Origin of the sequence: Algibacter amylolyticus (genome assembly GCF_014202225.1) — a bacterium.
Taxonomy (GTDB): Bacteria; Bacteroidota; Bacteroidia; order Flavobacteriales; family Flavobacteriaceae; genus Algibacter_B; species Algibacter_B amylolyticus.
The window spans coordinates 161,309-181,422 of the sequence record NZ_JACHGE010000009.1 but is presented as its reverse complement, the minus strand read 5'-3'; the positions used below and the strand labels follow the sequence as shown (position 1 = coordinate 181,422).

20 protein-coding genes are annotated in these 20,114 nt (G+C 31.9%); 13 read left to right on the top strand and 7 right to left on the bottom strand.

Going from position 1 to position 20,114, the window contains the following annotated elements:
* Window positions 1-30 precede the first annotated feature (30 nt).
* The gene (locus HNQ90_RS15385; RefSeq protein ID WP_144116446.1) at window positions 31-318 is read right to left on the bottom strand and encodes a hypothetical protein; all 288 of its coding nucleotides are present in this window, start codon (window positions 316-318) and stop codon (window positions 31-33) included.
* 323 nt (window positions 319-641) lie between these two features.
* Between HNQ90_RS15385 and HNQ90_RS15380 the strand changes: the two genes are divergently transcribed.
* The 4 genes from HNQ90_RS15380 (at window position 642) to HNQ90_RS15365 (ending at window position 4,454) form a co-directional block, all read left to right on the top strand.
* A complete protein-coding gene (locus HNQ90_RS15380; protein WP_144116447.1) occupies window positions 642-1,457 on the top strand; it encodes a 2,3,4,5-tetrahydropyridine-2,6-dicarboxylate N-succinyltransferase in 816 nt (271 codons plus the stop codon).
* Window positions 1,458-1,543: 86 nt separating this feature from the next.
* Window positions 1,544-2,596 carry a glycosyltransferase family 9 protein gene (locus HNQ90_RS15375; protein ID WP_144116448.1) on the top strand — a complete coding sequence of 351 codons (1,053 nt, stop codon included), beginning with the start codon at window positions 1,544-1,546 and terminating at the stop codon, window positions 2,594-2,596.
* Window positions 2,597-2,602: 6 nt separating this feature from the next.
* Window positions 2,603-3,676, top strand: a complete 1,074-nt coding sequence (locus HNQ90_RS15370; protein WP_144116449.1) for a CDP-glycerol glycerophosphotransferase family protein — start codon at window positions 2,603-2,605, stop codon at window positions 3,674-3,676.
* A gap of 19 nt (window positions 3,677-3,695) precedes the next feature.
* Complete coding sequence (locus tag HNQ90_RS15365) at window positions 3,696-4,454, top strand: glycosyltransferase family 2 protein (protein ID WP_144116450.1); 759 nt, start codon at window positions 3,696-3,698, stop codon at window positions 4,452-4,454.
* Here HNQ90_RS15365 and HNQ90_RS15360 read toward each other — a convergent pair.
* Window positions 4,427-5,260, bottom strand: a complete 834-nt coding sequence (locus tag HNQ90_RS15360; RefSeq protein ID WP_144116451.1) for a glycosyltransferase family 2 protein — start codon at window positions 5,258-5,260, stop codon at window positions 4,427-4,429. The two genes, HNQ90_RS15365 and HNQ90_RS15360, sit on opposite strands and share 28 nt — an antisense overlap.
* Window positions 5,261-5,436: 176 nt before the next feature.
* A complete protein-coding gene (locus HNQ90_RS15355) occupies window positions 5,437-6,195 on the bottom strand; it encodes a lipopolysaccharide kinase InaA family protein (RefSeq protein WP_144116452.1) in 759 nt (252 codons plus the stop codon).
* A gap of 88 nt (window positions 6,196-6,283) precedes the next feature.
* Between HNQ90_RS15355 and HNQ90_RS15350 the strand changes: the two genes are divergently transcribed.
* Window positions 6,284-7,387 carry a glycosyltransferase family 4 protein gene (locus HNQ90_RS15350; protein WP_144116453.1) on the top strand — a complete coding sequence of 368 codons (1,104 nt, stop codon included), beginning with the start codon at window positions 6,284-6,286 and terminating at the stop codon, window positions 7,385-7,387.
* Window positions 7,388-7,624: 237 nt separating this feature from the next.
* On the opposite strand, the gene HNQ90_RS15345 is transcribed toward HNQ90_RS15350, so the two are convergent.
* Genes HNQ90_RS15345 through HNQ90_RS15335 form a run of 3 tightly spaced genes read right to left on the bottom strand, consistent with a single transcriptional unit; the run spans window position 7,625 to window position 10,159 of the window.
* Window positions 7,625-8,440 (bottom strand): glycosyltransferase family 2 protein, encoded by an 816-nt coding sequence (locus HNQ90_RS15345; protein WP_144116454.1) that lies wholly within the window; start codon window positions 8,438-8,440, stop codon window positions 7,625-7,627.
* Window positions 8,441-8,443: 3 nt separating this feature from the next.
* Complete coding sequence (locus HNQ90_RS15340) at window positions 8,444-9,082, bottom strand: DapH/DapD/GlmU-related protein (RefSeq protein WP_144116455.1); 639 nt, start codon at window positions 9,080-9,082, stop codon at window positions 8,444-8,446.
* Entirely contained in the window at window positions 9,083-10,159 is a 1,077-nt protein-coding gene (locus HNQ90_RS15335; protein WP_144116456.1) for a DegT/DnrJ/EryC1/StrS family aminotransferase, read from the bottom strand.
* 81 nt (window positions 10,160-10,240) lie between these two features.
* Here HNQ90_RS15335 and HNQ90_RS15330 point away from each other — a divergent pair, with 81 nt between their 5' ends.
* The 5 genes from HNQ90_RS15330 to HNQ90_RS15310 all read left to right on the top strand — a co-directional run bounded on the left by HNQ90_RS15330 (window position 10,241) and on the right by HNQ90_RS15310 (window position 14,385).
* Window positions 10,241-10,801, top strand: a complete 561-nt coding sequence (locus HNQ90_RS15330; RefSeq protein ID WP_144116457.1) for an L-threonylcarbamoyladenylate synthase — start codon at window positions 10,241-10,243, stop codon at window positions 10,799-10,801.
* Between the two features lie 16 nt (window positions 10,802-10,817).
* The gene (locus HNQ90_RS15325; protein WP_144116458.1) at window positions 10,818-12,248 is read left to right on the top strand and encodes a CCA tRNA nucleotidyltransferase; all 1,431 of its coding nucleotides are present in this window, start codon (window positions 10,818-10,820) and stop codon (window positions 12,246-12,248) included.
* 30 nt (window positions 12,249-12,278) lie between these two features.
* A complete protein-coding gene (locus tag HNQ90_RS15320) occupies window positions 12,279-12,728 on the top strand; it encodes a GNAT family N-acetyltransferase (RefSeq protein ID WP_144116459.1) in 450 nt (149 codons plus the stop codon).
* Window position 12,729: 1 nt separating this feature from the next.
* Complete coding sequence (locus HNQ90_RS15315) at window positions 12,730-13,743, top strand: COX15/CtaA family protein (RefSeq protein ID WP_144116460.1); 1,014 nt, start codon at window positions 12,730-12,732, stop codon at window positions 13,741-13,743.
* A 129-nt stretch (window positions 13,744-13,872) separates the two neighbouring features.
* Window positions 13,873-14,385 (top strand): IS1096 element passenger TnpR family protein, encoded by a 513-nt coding sequence (locus HNQ90_RS15310; protein ID WP_144116461.1) that lies wholly within the window; start codon window positions 13,873-13,875, stop codon window positions 14,383-14,385.
* On the opposite strand, the gene HNQ90_RS15305 is transcribed toward HNQ90_RS15310, so the two are convergent.
* Window positions 14,366-15,457 carry a hypothetical protein gene (locus HNQ90_RS15305; RefSeq protein ID WP_144116462.1) on the bottom strand — a complete coding sequence of 364 codons (1,092 nt, stop codon included), beginning with the start codon at window positions 15,455-15,457 and terminating at the stop codon, window positions 14,366-14,368. The genes HNQ90_RS15310 and HNQ90_RS15305 overlap by 20 nt on opposite strands.
* Window positions 15,458-15,582: 125 nt before the next feature.
* Between HNQ90_RS15305 and HNQ90_RS15300 the strand changes: the two genes are divergently transcribed.
* Genes HNQ90_RS15300 through HNQ90_RS15290 form a run of 3 tightly spaced genes read left to right on the top strand, consistent with a single transcriptional unit; the run spans window position 15,583 to window position 20,084 of the window.
* Window positions 15,583-16,488 carry an ABC transporter ATP-binding protein gene (locus HNQ90_RS15300; RefSeq protein ID WP_144116463.1) on the top strand — a complete coding sequence of 302 codons (906 nt, stop codon included), beginning with the start codon at window positions 15,583-15,585 and terminating at the stop codon, window positions 16,486-16,488.
* Window positions 16,489-16,493: 5 nt separating this feature from the next.
* Window positions 16,494-17,318, top strand: a complete 825-nt coding sequence (locus HNQ90_RS15295; RefSeq protein ID WP_144116464.1) for an ABC transporter permease — start codon at window positions 16,494-16,496, stop codon at window positions 17,316-17,318.
* A 27-nt stretch (window positions 17,319-17,345) separates the two neighbouring features.
* Window positions 17,346-20,084: a T9SS type B sorting domain-containing protein gene (locus HNQ90_RS15290; protein WP_144116465.1), complete on the top strand. Its 2,739-nt coding sequence runs from the start codon at window positions 17,346-17,348 to the stop codon at window positions 20,082-20,084.
* Window positions 20,085-20,114 lie beyond the last annotated feature (30 nt).

Sequence of the window (20,114 nt, the reverse complement as noted above, 5' to 3'; positions counted from 1 at the left end):
CCTTAATTATTAATATTTGAACATTATCGTTTATGCTCTAGTAGCTTTATTCATTTCTCTAAAAAGTAAATTGATATTACTTACTTTTCTTTTGCGATTTAAATATACTCTAATATCGCTAGAACTACGAGCAATTGTTTCGTTTATTTGAGAGGCATCAATTAATAATGAATCATTTTTTACAGTAGAAACTTCTGTTTCGTTTGATACAGAAACTATCACATTAGTATCATTACTTACAACTTCATTAGTGCTTTGTGCATTTCCTAAAGAGAAGCTTAATAATAAGATGAATAAGATGTAAAAATTAGTTTTCATTGTGTTTATCATTGTTTGATGGTTCAAATATATAACCACAACCATGTTCAACTACAAAAAATTAGTCGTACGCCACGAATTTTCGTTTATAAGAGAACCGACATGTTTTTGACGATAAACAGACCAAAAACCAATTTAAACGCTAAAAAACACAAAACCACACTGCAATTTATTATTTGTCTGCATTTCTAGGAGTATATATGTATTTCATCTTAAAAACAGCATTTTCCTAATTGTTTTATGAAGCTTTTTTACTTAAAAAAATTCAATTTAAACGCCTTTTTAAATGATAGCCATTATATTTGCCAAAAATTATTATAGCAATGACTGAATTACAACAAACAATCGAAAGCGCTTGGGATAATAGAGATCTTTTAAAGGAAGAAAAGACCACCACAGCAATAAGACACGTAGTAGATTTATTAGATAAAGGCGAGTTAAGAGTTGCAGAACCAGTAGCAGATGGTTGGCAAGTAAACGAATGGGTTAAAAAAGCTGTTGTTTTATATTTCCCAATTCAGAAAATGGAAACCTTAGAGGCAGGCATTTTTGAATATCATGATAAAATTCCGTTAAAAAGAAACTTTGCAGAGCGTGGTATTAGAGTTGTACCTAATGCTGTTGCAAGACACGGTGCTTACATTTCTGCAGGTACTATTTTAATGCCTAGTTATGTAAATATTGGAGCTTATGTAGACGAAGGTACCATGGTAGATACTTGGGCAACTGTTGGTAGTTGTGCACAAATTGGTAAAAATGTACATTTATCTGGTGGTGTTGGTATTGGAGGTGTTTTAGAGCCTTTACAAGCTGCTCCAGTAATTATTGAAGATAACGCATTTATTGGTAGCCGTTGTATAGTTGTAGAAGGTGTACGTGTAGAAACCGAAGCTGTTTTAGGCGCTGGAGTTGTATTAACTATGAGTACAAAAATTATTGATGTTACTGGTAATGAGCCAAAAGAATATAAAGGTGTTGTTCCTGCAAGATCGGTAGTTATTCCTGGTAGTTACGCAAAAGAATTCCCTTCTGGAAGTTACAATGTACCTTGTGCTTTAATTATTGGAAAACGTAAAGAAAGTACTAACAAGAAAACTTCGCTTAACGATGCACTTCGTGATCACAGTGTTGCGGTTTAAATTTTAAAGCTCCAAAAACTAAATTCCAAATTCCAACACGTTAAAAGTTGGAATTTGGGATTTTTTGTTTGTAATTTGATGCTAGGATGAAAATTTTAATAATTCAACAAAAAATGATTGGCGATGTGCTTACAAGTAGCATATTGTTTGAAAGTCTTCGCCATAAATTCCCTGAAGCACAATTGGATTATTTAATAAACACACACACCTACCCAGTTGTTGAGAATAATCCGTTTATAGACAATTTTATTTTTATTACACCTGAAATAGAAAAAAGTGAACTAAAGTTTTTTGCTTTTTTAAAAACATTACGGAAAGCAGAATATGATGCTGTAATAGATGTTTACGGAAAAATAAGTAGTGCTTTAATATGCCTATTTGTTAAATCTAAAATAAAAAGTGCTTACTATAAAAAGCATACAGCATTTATTTACTCCCATACAACTAAACGCTTAAAACACCCCGAAAACAATTCTAGTCTAGCCTTTGAAAACAGATTCAAACTTCTAGAACCCCTTCAAATAAATTTTAATACTATAACACCAAAAATTTATTTAACGGCTACCGAGATTAAGGACGCTAAATTATATTTAATCAAACATAATATAGATCTAACAAAGCCATTATATATGATAAGTGTTTTAGGAAGTAGCGAAAATAAAACCTACCCTAAAAATTATATGGCCCAATTGCTAGACACAATAGTAGAGCAAAAACCAGATTCTCGAATACTTTTTAATTATATTCCGAAACAGAGAGAAGATGCTAAAGCCATCTTTGATGCTTGTAACCAAATAACACAACAACATATTTTATTTGATATATTTGGTAAAAGTTTACGTGAATTTTTAGCTATTACAAAACACTGTACAGCACTAATTGGTAATGAAGGTGGTGCTAACAATATGGCAAAAGCTTTAGGTATTAAAACTTTCACTATATTTTCGCCTTACTTAAATAAAAAGAATTGGTTTGGAGATGTAGAAAGTGACAACCAACATGTAGCAATTCACATTTCAGATTTTATACCATATTCTGAAAATGATATCGCATTGGCTAAAAAAAATATAGAAGCCTATTATTTAAAATTTAAACCAGAGTACATAAAACCAAAGCTAATTAGCTTTTTAAATAAATAACTACCAATGGGTTATAAGTTTTTAATTTACATATCTTATAGTTACGCCATTCCTATTGGTAACCCTTTGGAACAAGAGATTTTAAAACGAGGTTATGAAGTTAAATGGTTTAGTGATCTTGATAAAAATAATCCTGATTTAAACCTCAAGGAAAATGTTTTAAATGATATTACAGAAGTTATAAATTACCAACCTGATATCGTTTTAGCGGCTACAGATGATGTACCAGATTTTATTTCGGGTATAAAAGTTCAGATATTTCATGGATTTTTATCTTTTAAACGTCCGGAAAAAAATAACGGAGAAGCTCATTTTAGAATTAGAGGTTTCTTTGATTTGTATTGTACACAAGGCCCTTCGAGTACAAACGGTTTTAAATTACAACAACCTAAGCATCCGCATTTTGATATTGTAGAAACAGGTTGGAGTAAGGTTGACCCTTTATTTCCTATAACGGAAAAGAACCACTCCAAAACACCAACTATACTTATTGCTACAACTTTTACTAAACGATTAAGTTTAGCTTATAATAATGATGTTTTTAACGAAATAAAACAGTTATCAAGGCAAGGGAATTATAACTTTTTAATGGTAATGCATCCTAAGTTACCAGAAGAATTGAAGTTGAAATGGCAAAGTTTAAATGGTGAAAATTTCACCTTTTTTGATACCACTAATTTAATTCCGCTATTTAAAAAATCGGATATCATGTTTGCAGATACCACTTCTGCAATTCAAGAATTTTTATTACAAAAAAAACCTGTAGTTACTTTTAACCACACGTTTAATCACAATTATTTAATAAATGTTACAGAAACAAATGCTATTGAGTCTGCATTTAAAAAAGCATTAACCGCCCCTAATAGTTTGATTAAAAACATAGAAGATTTCATTAATAATTTACACCCCTATTTTGATGGAAAGTCATCCGAACGTGTTATTACGGCAACCATCGATTTTTTACATAAAAACAAAAACCACCTTAAAAAGAAACCTTTAAATCTAATTCGAAAATATAAAATTAGAAAACGCTTAAATTACTTTACTCTTAAAAGTTATAACAGCCCTTTTACTAAATAATTTTAACCTGACTTTTTTTTTGAAAAACAAGCAAAACATAACGGCTTTAATAATCACTTTTAATGAAATAAAACACATTGAGAGCGTAATTAAAAATATAGATTTTGCCGACGAAATTATAGTAGTAGACTCTTTTAGTACCGATGGCACATTTGAAAAACTTCAGCAATTAAAGAACGTTAAAACTATACAACGGAAATTTAAAAACTTTGCTGATCAACGAAATTACGCTCTTAAACAAGCGACCCACGAATGGATTTTATTTATTGATGCAGATGAGCGTATTACTGAACCTCTTAAAAATGAAATCCTAGAAGCAATAAACACGCCTAAAGATAGTGTTGCATTTATGGTTAAACGCCTCTATTTTTTTAAACAGAAAAGAATTCGTTTTAGTGGCTTTCAAACTGATACCACTTATAGGTTATTTAAAAAGGGAACAGTAAATTATATTGAAGATAAAATTGTACATGAAATGCCTGAAATTGATGGCGAAAGCAAATTGTTTAAAAACACGATGTTACATTATTGCTTTGATAGCTCTGCTCATTATAAATCTAAAATGGAACGTTACGCTAAGCTAAAAGCTTTAGAACTATTTAATAAAGGTAAAAAATCGAGTCCATACCATTTATACTTACGCCCTGTAATTAAATTTGTAACTAATTACATTTTTAGGTTGGGTATTTTAGATGGTAAAGAAGGTTTTCAAATATGTTATTTAAGCGCTTATGGTGTCTATTTTAGATATCAAGAATTAGAAAAATTAACACGCTGATTTCCAAAAGCCGTTTTTGTTAATTTCTGTGTTTTTGTTACTAACCTAATAGACTTATTTACTGCTATCATTTCTGGGTTTACATAACCTCTTTCATGATATAAATGTAAACATATCGCACTATACCTAACGCGCTTAGCCTTCATTCCTGCGTTTACCAAACGTTCTCCTAATTCTCTGTCTTCACCACCATATTGCATACGTTCGTCATAGCCATTTACATTAAGAATATCTTTTTTGTATGCTGAAGAGTTGTGGCCATTCCAAGTGCTTTTAGTTGGAGTTATAAAATTTAAAATATTCATTTTCAAACCCCTAGCTGTTAATTTATTATTTTTAAAAGAAGATTTTAAACCATGCTTTTTAAGCCATTTTATGTCGAAACAGGATTGATTATAAATATCGTCCTTAGAAATTAACTTACTTATGTGTTCTGGCAATTTAAAATAACCACCAGATAAATAACATCCCGCCTTTCTATTTGCCACGTGTACTTCTAAAAAATCTTTTCTAGCAATACAATCTCCATCTGTATAAACTAAATAATCACCTTTACTCGAAATAGTAGCTTTATTTAAAATAATCGTTTTTTGAAAACCATTATCCTCATGCCAAATATGTTGTACAGGATAACTCAACTTGTTCTTTATAGAAGCAATAAGTTGCATAGTTTCTTCGCCTGAACCGTCATCTGCAATAATAACTTCAAAATTTTTATAAGTCTGCGTATCATAACTCCATAAAACCTTTTCTAACCACAAAGGACTATTGTATGTGCTAATAATTACAGATACTTCAATTTTCATAGCATCAAAAATAATTTAATTTATACCTAGACACGAATTTTCTAAAATAAATTTTCACATGAATGAAAATCGTTCATTTCAGTCTTCCTGATTTGCAAAATCACTCCTCTAAATAAACTAATTACAATTGGAATTTATTTTTAACACGAGTAACAAAACGATTAAAATTAATGGAGTTATTTCCAGAATTTCATTTTGGTTTTTAACCGTCTCTTTCGGTGGTATCTAGCTTGAAAGTCTTCAGTTTCTTGCCACATTAAATTAAATACCTTATTATAATCTTCACCGGAGCATTTTGCATATTCATCGCTCATTACCTCAACCATAGATTTATGAACTGTTAAGCGAGCAAAATTTTTAATTCGCGTTTCAAAATTCATAGCTTTAAATTCCATTCGGTTTAAATCAACTAAATAAAACAAATACTTTCCATCGACTTTCTTTATTAAAGTATTACCTGGGGAATGGTCTAAAAAATTAATACCATTTTCATGCAATTTATAAGTAAACCTTGTAAACTCGCGTAAAATAGTTTCATGATCTGGATAATTAAAATCTGTAGTAAGTTCTCGATAAGTTATATCGTAATTTAAATGCTCACTTATATAATAACTTTTTTTGAATAAAAAAGGCGTTTTAAACTCGAAATAAGCAATTGGCTGTGGTGTTCCTATATTTAATTCGGTAAGTTTTTTAGCATACTCGAAAGAGCGTTCCGCTTTACTTTTTCTGAAGAATTTATAAGCAATTTGGTTTACAATATTGGGAATTCTAAAGGACTTAATATTTACCAAACTATCATTTAAGGTAAACAGCTTTAAACTGTTACGCTGTTGATTGCCAAAATCTTCTCCTTCATTATCAAAGTTGAAAATAAAGTTATCTATTTCCGTTTTATAAGGCTTAAAATGATCATGAATTACTGAATTCTTCATACCGCAATATTACAATATTTTACGTTTTTTATTATAAAGTTTCAACAATTTAGATATATTATTTTACATTTGATGAATACAAATTTATATGAGATTACTTCAAATAACAGCTTCTAGTGTATGGCGCGGTCATGAACAGCAAATTGTTTATTATTATGACGCTTTCGATAGTAAAATAGAGCATCAAGTTTTAATTTGCCCTACCGAAACCAAATTAGCTGAAATTGCGGCTTCAAAAAATTATAATGTCCATGCGCTTCCTTTAAAATCGGAATATAGTAGAAGTTGGATAAAAAAAATCAAACAAGTTGTAAAGGAAGAAAAAATCGATTTGGTTTTAATCCATAATAGTACCGCACATACCTTATGTGTTATTGCTTCGCTCCTATCCATTAAGAAAACACCATTGGTATTTTTTAGAACCTTAATAAAGGACATAGCAACTAATCCATTACGTAAATGGAAATACAACTATAAGCATTTAGTAAAACTTATTTGTGTTTCTCAGGCTGTTATCGATGTTCTAGGACCATCAATAAAAGACCATTCGCGATTTTCAATTGTTGGAAGCGCCACAAATTTGGATGACTTTAAGCTCACTTCAAAATCATACAAACTACATGACGAGTTAGGCTTACCTCACACCACACAATTAATAGCCAACATATCGGCCTTTGTGCCTTTTAAAGATCATTTTACATTTGTAAAAACAGTAAGTATTTTAAAAGATAAACTACCAAACGCTAAATTTTTATTAATTGGTACTGGTAAAATGGAAGATGAAATAAAGGCGTTTACTAAAGAATTAGGGCTTGAAAACCACATTTTATTTTTAGGTTTTAGAAACGATATTCCTGAAATATTTGCTGATTTTGATCTGTTTTTGTTCACATCAAAACTAGAGCCAACAGGAGGTGTTCTTTTAGAAGCTTATGCTAGCCACGTGCCTATTGTAGCCACCAATGCGGCTGGTATTCCTGAAGTAGTAAACCATAACCAAACAGGTTTGCTTTGCGAAAAAGAAAACCCAGAATCCTTTGCTGAGGCGGTATTAACTGTTTTAGAGAATAAAGAACAAAAAGAAAAGTTTATTAAAAATGGGTTTAAGCATTTAAAGGAGAACTTTACAAAAGAGGTTATTACAGAGAAAATGTATGACGAGCTTTTAAAAATTCATAAAAACCATTCTTAAACGGAAAACCTTGGAACATCCTACTTTTTATGATTTAAGGAAACAAAAAGTTATCGTCAATTCATGTAAGGTTTATTTAAAGAAGGCTCTATAGAGCTTTTAAAACGCAATCTCACAATTTTTACTTAATTTCGGATATAAGTGTGCTCAATTAGAATTGTTTTCCACCTTCCACCCCCCATAAAACACATATTATCAGCATATTAGATATGATACTTTTAACAAAACAACTATGCTTTAACGATTTTTAAGATAGCCCCTAAATTTTTCTTTTTGAGCTTTAAATGCGTACTTCCTGTAACGCTTTAAAAGAATCTTGTTGATATGAGCTGGTAATATGTTACTTTTAATAAGCATATCTAAGCCTATTAACGTCATTTCAATCATTTTAGCTTTATCTTTTCCAGACCATACACCTTCACTATGAATTCTGTAAACCCCCATAACATCATCAATATACTTCACCTTATTATCCTTTATCATAATTAGATACATAGGCCAATCACCAAACGGTAATTGATTGAACCACTCAGGTAACGTAAAATTATTTCGCATAACAACAGTATTGGTTCTTATATAGTTTTTACGTGCTAAATCTTTGATAGTTAATATTTCTGGAAATTTTCCTCTAAAAGGATCTTCTTTAAAAGTATTTGTATCTTGTATATAAATTTTTGAAGCATTAAAACAAATATTAAAATCGCTATGTGTTTCCAAAAAATCCACTTGTTTTTGAAGTTTTAAAGGGTCTATCCAATAATCATCACCCTCGCAAAGTGCTAAATATTTACCTTTTGCCATTGGAAAAAGAAAATTGGGCCATGGTTTGATTTTTTTTGAATATTGATTTTCGGTTTGAAGTATCGTTATTATCCGACCATCTTTTTGTGCATATTCCTTAATAATTTCCGCAGACCTATCGGTTGAAGCATCATCATGAATTAAAATTTCTATAGGAAAATTGGTTTTTTGCATTAAAAAACCATCAAGAGTTTCCTTAATATAGTTTTCATGATTATACGATGTGCAGCAAATACTTAATAATGGTTTCAAATTTTACTTTTTAGATTTTAACGGTTTTGCTGGACTACCTATTAAGGTAGTTTTAGCATCAAATGATTTGGTAACGTTTGCTTTAGCACCAACAATACAATCGTTACCAAGTGTTAACTTATTAGGTAGAATTAAAGAATTTAATCCAAATAAAACACGCTCACCAATGGTACTATAAGCACCAACTAAGGAAAAAGGTGCCATAAAGCAAACATTACCCAAACTAGCATGATGTCCTAACATAGAGCCAGAACTCACAATACAATCATCACCAATTTTAGTTGCTGTATGCAAAATAGCCATGGCGTGTATAAAACATCCAACACCAATTTCTACAGATGGACTTAGAACTGCTTTTGGATGTATCAAATTAGGTGTTTCCCCTCCAAGGCTCCTTATTGTTTTTGAAATTGACTCTCTAGTATTGTTTTCTCCTACAGAAACGCCAAATTTTTTACCTTTTATATTACCACTAAAAAGCGCTTTAGTGGTATCTATAATTTTTACACCTAGAACTATTTCTCCAACACGATCCTCATTATAATGATATAACCCTGCCACTTGATAACCACAATCTCTAGCCAATTCTATTATAACTTCCGTATAATATCCAACACCAATTAAATATATAGTTGGTTTCATTTAGATTGTTTTATTAATAATTAAGCTAATAGCATCCACTTGATCTTCTGTTAAATCAAAATATAAAGGCAAACATAATATACGCTTAGCTATATTTTCCGCAATAGGCATGTTTTGCCCACCTAAATAATCAACTGTATTTAATGCTGGATAAAAATACCGCCTTGGATGTATATCTTTTTCATTTAGGGCTTTCTTAACCTCATATAATTGTTTTTCATTTTTAAAAACTACAGGCATATACGCATAATTATAAAGTACATTTTTTTTAATTTTTTGAAAAACCAAATCTTTATTATCTTCTAAATGATTCAAATATCTATCGTACAAAAGCTTTCGTCTATAAAAAATATCATCAAAATAAGGTAATATGGTTAATCCCATGGCTGCCTGAAATTCACTCATTTTGGCATTAATACCCAAACCATGAAATTTTTCAGGACCATCATGCCCAAAATTATGATGATAATACAAAGTATCATGCAACTCTTTATTTTTAGAAAACATTGCTCCACCTTCACCTGTATGAAAAATTTTAGTAGCATGAAAACTACAAGTACTTACATCCCCATATTCAAATATAGATTGTTTTTTATATTCAACACCAAAAGCATGTGCGGCATCATAAATAACTTTAAGATTATATTTATCGGCAATAGCTTTAATAGCGGTTATATTACAGGGGTTTCCAAAAACATGCGTTGCAACAATACCAGTAGTATTACTAGTAATGTGAGCTTCAATTTTAGAAGGATCAATATTAAAGGTTTCTTTATCAATGTCTACAAAAACAGGTGTACAACCTTCCCAAACAATACTTGAAGCTGTAGCAATATAGCTAAAAGGGGTTGTAATTATTTCTTCTTTTAATTGTAATGCTTTTATTGCTATCTGCAATGGTAACGTACCATTTGTAGTAGCAATCATATTCGTAATATTAAATTTATTTTTTACCTGAAGCTCCAAAGACTTCACTAATTCTCCTCTATTAGTAATCCAAATTTTATCCCATGACTTCTTTAGGTGTGCTTGATATTCTTCTTGATTAGGTAAAAAAGACTTTGAGACATTTATCATATATTAACTATAATTTAACACAAATATAAATCTTTACATTTAAAGCGTTATTATTAGTTTTGCTGAATTATAACAATATATATGCAAAACGAAATCAATAAAACACTACAAATCCTAAAAAACGGCGGCATTATCCTCTACCCCACAGATACGGTTTGGGGAATTGGTTGCGATGCCACCAACCCGGAAGCCGTTAAAAAGGTCTATAATTTAAAAAATCGCATAGATTCTAAAGCACTTATATGTCTTGTGGCCGATGATAGAATGCTAAAACAATTTGTTAAAGTCGTACCCGATACAGCCTTAAATATAATTGATATTGCAGAGAAACCAACTACTATTATTTATGACGATGCCAAAAATTTAGCACATAATTTAATTGCTGATGATGGCAGTATTGCTATAAGAATTCCCGCTGATGATTTCTGCTATTGGGTGTCGCGAAAACTAAATGGACCACTAGTTTCTACCTCGGCCAATATTAGTGGTGCGCCAACTCCAAAATCGTTTAAAGAAATAAGCGATGAGATTTTAAAAGGTGTTGATTATGTAGTAAATTTGCAGCACGAAAAAATTTGCAATAAACCCTCATCAATTATAAAGATTAGTAACAGCAATGTTGTAAAAATTATTCGAGAGTAAACGCTCAAATATAACCATGAATTACAAAGAAGCACTTCAGCATAACATATTTAAAATCATATCAAAATCGGCAAAAGAACTTCAACTAGAATCTTTTGTAATAGGTGGCTTTGTTCGCGATTTTCTCTTAAAACGTGGTGATGCTAAAGACATAGACATTGTTGCTATTGGAGATGGCATTCAATTAGCTAAACAAGTTGCTAAAAATCTACCTACTAAAACCAAAGTACAAGTTTTTAAAACTTATGGTACGGCTATGCTAAGGCATGATGATATTGAAATTGAATTTGTTGGTGCAAGAAAAGAATCTTATACAGAAGATAGTAGAAACCCCTCTGTTGAAAATGGCTCTTTAGAAGACGATCAAAACCGAAGAGATTTCACTATAAACGCACTAGCACTAAATTTAAACGAAGATGCTTTTGGAGATTTATTAGACCCCTTTAATGGTGTAAATGATTTAGAAAATAAAATCATTAAAACACCTTTAAACCCAAATATAACTTATAGTGACGACCCGTTACGTATGTTACGCGCCATTAGGTTTGCTACGCAACTAGATTTTATTATAGAAGCAAAATCGCTGGAAGCTATAACTAATAATAGCGCTCGTATAAAAATAATTACTAACGAGCGTATAGTTACCGAGCTTCATAAAATTCTTGAAAGCAAAAAACCATCAAAAGGATTTTTATTACTAGAAAAAACAGGGTTATTAAAACACATCCTACCAGAATTAACAGCCCTAAAAGGTATTGACGAGGTTGAAGGGCAACGCCATAAAGACAATTTTTATCATACCCTAGAGGTAGTCGATAACATTTGCGAAAACACCGATAATCTTTGGTTACGTTGGGCAGCCTTATTGCACGATATAGGAAAAGCGCCAACCAAAAAGTTTAGTAAAAAAGTAGGATGGACCTTTCATGGACATGAATTTGAAGGCTCAAAAATGGTTTATCATTTGTTTAAAAGACTAAAAATGCCATTAAATGATAAAATGAAGTTTGTTCAGAAAATGGTATTTATGAGCTCTCGTCCTATCGTTTTGGCCGATGATACGGCTACAGATTCGGCAGTGCGTCGTTTGGTTTTTGATGCAGGCGATTATGTTGAAGATTTAATGACGCTATGTGAAGCAGATATAACAACTAAGAATCCTAAAAAATTCAACAAATACCATAACAATTTTAAAACTGTTCGTGAAAAAATTATTGAAGTAGAAGCTCGCGATCATGTTAGAAATTTTCAACCGCCAATATCTGGTGAAGAAATTATTAAAACATTTAACCTTAAACCTTCTCGCGAAATTGGTTTAATAAAAGAAAGTATTAAAGAAGCTATACTAGAAGGTACTATCCCGAACGACTATGAAGCGGCATTTCAATTAATGCTAAAGGAAGGAAAACGTTTAGGATTGCAAGTGGCAAATACAAAAAATATATAAAACACACAGCGCTAAAATAAAAACAGTTGCATGCATTTAGTTAAAACAGATTCAGAGAACAAGGACTTTAAAGATTTGGTATCTCAACTAGATGCATATTTAACTATAGTTGATGGCGATGAGCATGATTTTTACCATCAATACAACAGTATAGACGCTCTTAAAAACACTATTGTAGCCTATATAGACAACAAGCCAGTAGGTTGTGGTGCTTTTAAAGCGGTTGACAGAAATACTGTAGAAGTTAAACGCATGTTTACAAGGCCAGAAACCAGAAACTTAGGTCTTGCTACTAAAATTTTAAAAGGTTTAGAGGATTGGGCAAAAGAATTAGGATATAAAAAATGCATTCTAGAAACAGGAAAAAGACAAATAGAAGCTGTGCAGTTTTATAAAAAAAATAAGTATCAAGTTATACCTAACTACGGACAATATGCAACTATTGAAAATAGTATATGTTTTAATAAAGCATTAATTTAATATGAAAAAAGACAACAAAAAAGTAATCTATTGGTTGCTTACCGGGTGTGTATTAATTTTTATTATGGTAGTTGTTGGTGGTATAACTAGACTTACTGATTCTGGCTTATCCATTTCAAATTACAAATTAATAACGGGCACCATTCCGCCATTAAATAATGCCGAGTGGGAAGAAGCTTTTAATTTATATCAGCAATATCCCGAGTTCCAAAAATTACATTCGCATTTTACCATAGAGGATTTTAAAAGTATTTATTTCTGGGAATGGTTACATAGACTTATTGGTCGAGTTATTGGCCTAGTATTCATTATTCCGTTTTTATACTTTTTAGCGACTAAACAACTTAACAAAAGCACTATAAAAAAATGTGTTGTATTATTAATACTTGGAGGCTTTCAAGGTTTTTTAGGTTGGTATATGGTAAAAAGTGGTTTGGTAGATATGCCAGATGTGAGTCATTTTCGTTTGGCAGCACATTTAACAACAGCATTCCTAACCTTTGCAGCTACACTTTGGGTAGCCTTAGACCTATATTTTCCGAATAGAAAAACAATTAATAAGTCCTTTCGAAAACTAATAATAGTCAGTTATATCATGCTTATCATTCAAATTATTTATGGTGCGTTTGTAGCTGGTTTAAAAGCCGGTTTACTGCATAACCACTGGCCTTTAATGAATGATAATAAGTTGATACATCATACCGTGTACGTTCTTGACCCTTTTTACAAGAACTTTATTGAAAACCCAAGCGGTATTCAATTTGTTCACAGAACTTTAGCGTATTTAGTTGTTATTTCTATTTTAGTATTATGGTTTAAATCGCGCAAATTAACGCTTACCACACTACAAAGTAAAGGTATAAATACCTTGTTAGTTCTAGTAGGAGTTCAATTTTTGCTGGGTGTTTTAACCATAATATACGCTGTTCCGCTCTGGTTAGGTGTTGCCCATCAAATAGGAGCCTTTTTTCTGTTAAGCGCCATGACATTTACGCTTCATAGATTTAGTAAGTAAAGAATAACTTTATTAAGATTCCCGTTTTCACGGGAATGACAATTTTAACGGATACTACGAGTTTAGACTCGTGGAATTCTTTTATAATAATTTAAAAAAAAGCTACCTTTGTAGCATAATTTGCTTGCCATGATTTATAGATTTAGAGTTATTTTAGATAATGATACAGAAGAGGATATTTTTCGCGATTTAGAAATTCGTGAAACAGATACCCTTGAAGATTTACACAATATAGTTACACAATCTTTTGGGTTTGATGGAAGTGAAATGGCTTCGTTTTATTTAAGTAACGATATTTGGGAACAAGGTGAAGAAATTTCTTTATTTGATTTAAGTGATGATGGTTCTGCGCGATTAATGAACGAAACATCTTTAGATAGTGTGGTTCATGAAGCACAAACAAAACTAATATACGTTTACGACTTTATGAGCATGTGGACATTTTATGTTGAACTTGCTGAAATTGTTGAAGAAACCGAAGGCAACGATTACCCTAACCTTATGTTTGTGCAAGGTCAAGTACCTGATACTGCCCCAGAAAAAGTGTTTGAAGCAGACGAAGACGATCCGTATAACGAGTTTAACGACGAGATTGATTTAGATGATTATGACAACCTAGATTTTAACGAAAACTGGAATTAGTATTTCGTTGCTCTCTTAAATTCTCAATATTTACATTTTCGTAATTTCGGGTTAAAAACTCCAATGAGTATTTTAGAATTTGGCCCATATTTTCGCAACGTTTAAAGTTAACGTCTTGCGTGTATTCAAATATCTTATATTTTAATAAATCGATATTATCAACCGTTGAAATGGCATCTTCCCCCATACAATCTAATAATACATCTATACGATCATGAAAACTTTTTAAGCGTTTTACTAGTATAGAGCGCTCCTCAGTTTTATATTGGTTTATAGACAGTTTTTGCATGCTGTTGGAAACCAATTGCACCATCTCATAGTTTTCTTTAAAAAATTGCGGTCTGTAAATATTAAACTTCCCCTCATAAGACTGCTGATCGAAATCTATAGCTCTTATTTTATACACCACATGATCAAAATCGTGAGTTGGTACAATAACATAATTGTACGATCGCATATCGCCTAAAAGCCTAATCATACAACGTTCGTTAAACTTAACAAACTCTTTGGCTATTTGAGATTTTTCAGATTTATCGCATTTTGGTAAAAAATTCTTTATAAACTCATCTCCAGGAATACCTGCAATATGTTCTTCAATTAATGTATTCTTATACACCAAATAATTTAGGTTGTAAGGCGATAACATATGTTCTAGCTCTAAACCATAAATCCTAGAAGAATCGGCTGTTTTAACATAAAAATACGTGTAATTATCATTCAAAATATTTCTAACTTTTATTCTAAATGGTTTGGAGTTTCCAAAGGTGCAAAAATCAATAGCATCAACATTTAAAAACGGCAAAACACTATCGTTACCATCAGAATGAAATATGGTATATACCTTTTTTAAGGCAGCATCAATTTCCTCACGTTCATAATCGTTATAATACACCCGAATCCATAACGTATCGTTATCATCTTTATCATAAACCACAATAGAACCTTGAAAACGCAACAAATCATCATAAAAAATAGGGATTTTTATATTTCTGTTGTATTCGCTTAAATACTCGTGTAACTTAGGCGTTATAGGAAATGATGGCTTCTTCTTTGATATTTTTAAATCTTGCATAGGTATCTTACTTATTCAAATTTAATGTTTTTATTGATATGGGTGTAACAAAAACGGCATACATTCGTCGTACTAAAATAACAAACCACAGCTAACTTTTTAGGTTGGCCCAAAAAACTTTTAGTTTGGATACTATACTTTCAATTAACAACCTTACCAAAAAATTCGGGTACTTAACAGCAGTAAAAAATTTATCCTTTACCATTAAAAAAGGTAATGTTTACGGCATTTTAGGGCCAAACGGAAGCGGGAAATCTACAACATTAGGCATTGTGCTAAATGTAGTTAATAAAACCGAAGGCGATTTCCATTGGTTTGATGGAAACACCTCAACTCATGATGCCTTAAAAAAAGTAGGTGCCATTATTGAGCGCCCTAATTTTTATCCGTACATGACGGCAGAACAAAACTTAAAATTGGTTTGTAAAATTAAAGATGTTCCGCTTAGCAAAATAAACGAAAAGCTAGACGTTGTTGGGCTCTTAGAACGTAAAGACAGTAAGTTCCAAACCTATTCTTTAGGTATGAAACAACGTTTAGCCATAGCTTCTGCCCTATTAAACGATCCGGAAATATTAATTCTTGATGAACCTACCAACGGTTTAGACCCGCAAGGTATTCATCAAATTAGAAAAATAATAAAACAAATAGCCGCTAAAGGCACGACTATATTATTAGCATCGCATTTGTTAGATGAAGTTGAAAAAGTATGCTCGCATGTTGTAGTACTTCGTAAAGGTGTAAAACTGTATTCTGGTAGGGTTGATGAAATGATTTCTAGTCATGGCTTTTTTGAACTTAAATCGAATAAAGAAACCGAATTAATTACATTGTTAGAAAGCAATCCTTCTTTTGGAAAAATTAAAGTGGAAGACCAACTAGTTACCGCCTTTTTAAATGAACCTATGAAATCTGAAGATTTTAACAAATACCTTTTTAGCCAAGGTATTATTCTAACACATTTAGTACAGCGTAAGGAAAGTTTAGAAGAACAATTTTTACAATTAACCGATAACAACAACCAAAACTAACCCTAATGTTACGACTTTTAAATTTAGAATTACAAAAGCTATTACTAAATAGAACGAGCAAAATACTCATATTCGTATCCTTTATTTTACCCTTTTTCGTGATACTTCTATCATCCCTAAAAATTAATGTTTTTGGTTTTTTTACGCTAGAATTAGGTGAACTAGGTATTTTCAACTTCCCTATTATTTGGCACTTAACAACATTTTTCGCGTCTCAATTTAAGTTCTTTTTTGCTATTGTGGTAGTGAGCATGATTGGTAATGAGTACAGCAATAAAACTATTAAACAAAACCTTATTGATGGATTAAGCAAAAAGGAATTTATACTTTCTAAGTTTTATACTATTGTATTCTTTTCATTGGTTTCAACCTTTATAATTGGTTTAATTTCATTTTGTATTGGCTTATATTATTCTAGTTATAACGAGGCTTCCATAATTTTTAGTGAAATCGAGTTTCTATTTGCTTACCTATTAAAACTCATAGGTTTCTTTAGTTTATGTTTGTTTTTAGGTATGTTGGTAAAACGGTCGGCGTTTGCATTAGCATTCTTATTCATTCTATTTATTACAGAATGGATACTGTTTGGGTTATTATCTTGGCAATTTGATGTTGCTTTAGCTGGTAATATTCAGGATTTCTTTCCTTTAAAATCTATGTATAATTTAATAGACCAACCGTTTCAAAGAATAGCCATGACTAAATTTCCTAACAAAGGAGAACTTATTTATGATTACGCTGTGCATTGGTACGAATTAGCCATTGTAATGGGTTGGACAGCGCTTTTCGTTTTTTTATCGTATAGATTATTAAAAAACCGAGATTTATAATACCTTTGGTAGCAATTGCTACAAAAAATGAAAAAGACTATATTATTCGTAATATTCTGTGTAATAAGTATATCTTCTTTTTCGCAGGCTGAAGCTTCAAATTGGTATTTTGGTTATGGAGCTGGTATTAACTTTAACCAAATAAACGGAGAGGTTTCGGCACTAAATGATGGCCAATTATTTACTAACGAAGGTTCTGCGGCTATTTCAGATAGCTTCGGGAATTTATTATTTTATACAGATGGCATAACCATTTGGAATAAAAACCATGGTGTAATGACCAATGGTTCTGGGCTAAATGGCGATCCTTCTAGTACGCAATCGGCTATAATAGTTCCTAAGCCTAATACACCAGATATATATTATGTTTTTACTGTAGACGACCATAATCCTGATGAACCGCACTATGGATTTAATTACTCCGAGGTAGACATGACGTTAAGTGGAGGCCTTGGTGCTGTTATCACAAAAAACGTAAATTTAATTCAAGATTGTTCCGAAAAATTATCAGCCGTAGTAAAAGACTGTGAAACGAAGTCCATTTGGGTGCTTGCATTTGCATCAGAAAGTGGTTTACTAGAAGAATATAATACTTTTCATGCCTTCGAGGTAAGCGATCTTGGTATAAATACCACAGCTGTAAAATCAACTTTTCCTTTAGCAATAAATGACTATAGAGGAAATTTAAAAATTTCTCCCGACGGAAAAAAAATGGCTTGTGCTAATGTTTCGGCTGATAGATTTTTTAACAATGTTAACGACAGGCTATTGTTATTCGATTTTGATTCGGCAACGGGTCAAGTATCAAATCTTGATCGCGTAGTTGTAAGTGGTAGCAGTAATTTCCCGTATGGTATAGAGTTTTCACCAAATAGTGAGTTACTCTATGTACATGCCTCAAACGATTATAATGGTGCGAATAGAAATGTGCCTTCAAATCATACCTCAGTATTATTGCAATATGAGCTTCTAGCCGGAAATGTTCAAAGTTCGGAAGTTGTTATAGATAGCAGATCGTTATACAGAGGTGGTTTACAGCTTGGTCCAAACGGAAAAATTTATAGAGCTCTAAGTGCTACTTACGACTTAGGATTATCTAATCTTGGTGTTATAAACAATCCTAACGCTGTTGGTATTGCTTGCGATTATGAACATAACGGACTAAGTGTATCTCCTAACCTATCATCACAAGGCTTGCCTCCTTTCATTCAATCTTTCTTTAACGAAAAAGTAGATATTATAAATAACGGAACAGGATCTTCAACTTTAGACCTTTGCGATGGCGATAAATACACTTTAAGCGCTCCAGATATTGCAGGTGCTACCTATATATGGACAGTAAATAAAACGCCTTTATCAAACACAGCGCATGATATTGAAGTATCATCCACAGGAAATTATGAAGTTTTTATAGATCTTAACGACGGAAATTGTGGTGTTTTAGAAGGACAAGCTTTTGTGAGCTTAAACCCTAATCCGGAAGCCTACAATGACACCTTATTACAATGTGATGAAGATGGAACTACCGATGGCCTTACCGTTTTCAACCTCAACAAATCTCATAATAATTTAACAGGTGGCATTCTAGATCGATCTCTTAAATTCTATACAGATTCGGCAAGAACTATTGAAGTTAATGGCAACAATTTCCCAAACACATCAAACCCTCAAACCATTTATGTTGAAGTAATAGACGACACTTCGGGTTGTAGTAGTTTTTCTGAGTTAACTCTGCAAGCCAGCGTAACCGATGCTAACAATACCGAATTAATGCATTGCGACGATGATGGTACCGAAGATGGTTTTCATATTTTTAACCTAAACGACGCAAATATTAATATTGTTAATGGTTTACCAACAGGACTAAACGTTACCTATTTTGAAACTTATGATGATGCCTTAATTGAGTCTAACAACATAACAGGAATATACACTAATACAAAACCATATTCGCAAACCATATTTGCGCGCGTTGAAAATGCTAATAACTGTTACGGGATTAGCGATGTTTTACTAACAGTAAATCCTTTACCAAATATTGAAACTGAAAGTTTGGAATACTATTGCTTAAATGATTTCCCGAATACCGTATCTATTGATGCTGGACCTATAAATGGTTCACCTAACAATTACAACTTTAGCTGGTCTAATGGCGATACTAGTTATGAAACAGAAATAAATACTGTAGGCACGTTTACAGTTACAGTTACAGACAAAACTTATGGCTGCTCGAAAACCAGAACAGTTACTGTTGCAGCATCTAATATTGCAACATTTAGCGCTCCCGCATTTAATGTAACCGATGCGGTTCAAAATAACACGATAACCGTTTTGGTTTCGGGAGAAGGCACATATCAATATAGCTTAATTGATAGCAATAATTTAACTATAAAGCCGTTTCAAGATAGTAACCTTTTTGAGAACATATATCCAGGAATTTACCAAGTTGCAGTTAAAGATGTTAAAAATGATTGCGGTATTGTAAATGAAAATGTATCCGTAATTGGTTTCCCTAAATATTTTACCCCAAATAACGATGGTATGAATGACACTTGGCAAATCTTAGGAGTCTCTAATCAATTTCAAGCCGAATCTAAGGTATACATTTATAACAGGTTTGGAAAACTATTAAAAGAGATTACAGCTACCGAAAAAGGATGGGATGGTACATTAAACGGACAAGTTCTACCTAGCGACGACTATTGGTTTTCAGTTAAACTAGAAGACGGTAGGGTGTACAAAAATCACTTTTCGCTAATAAACTAAAAGTCAGTCTATTTCAAATCAAAAAAAACT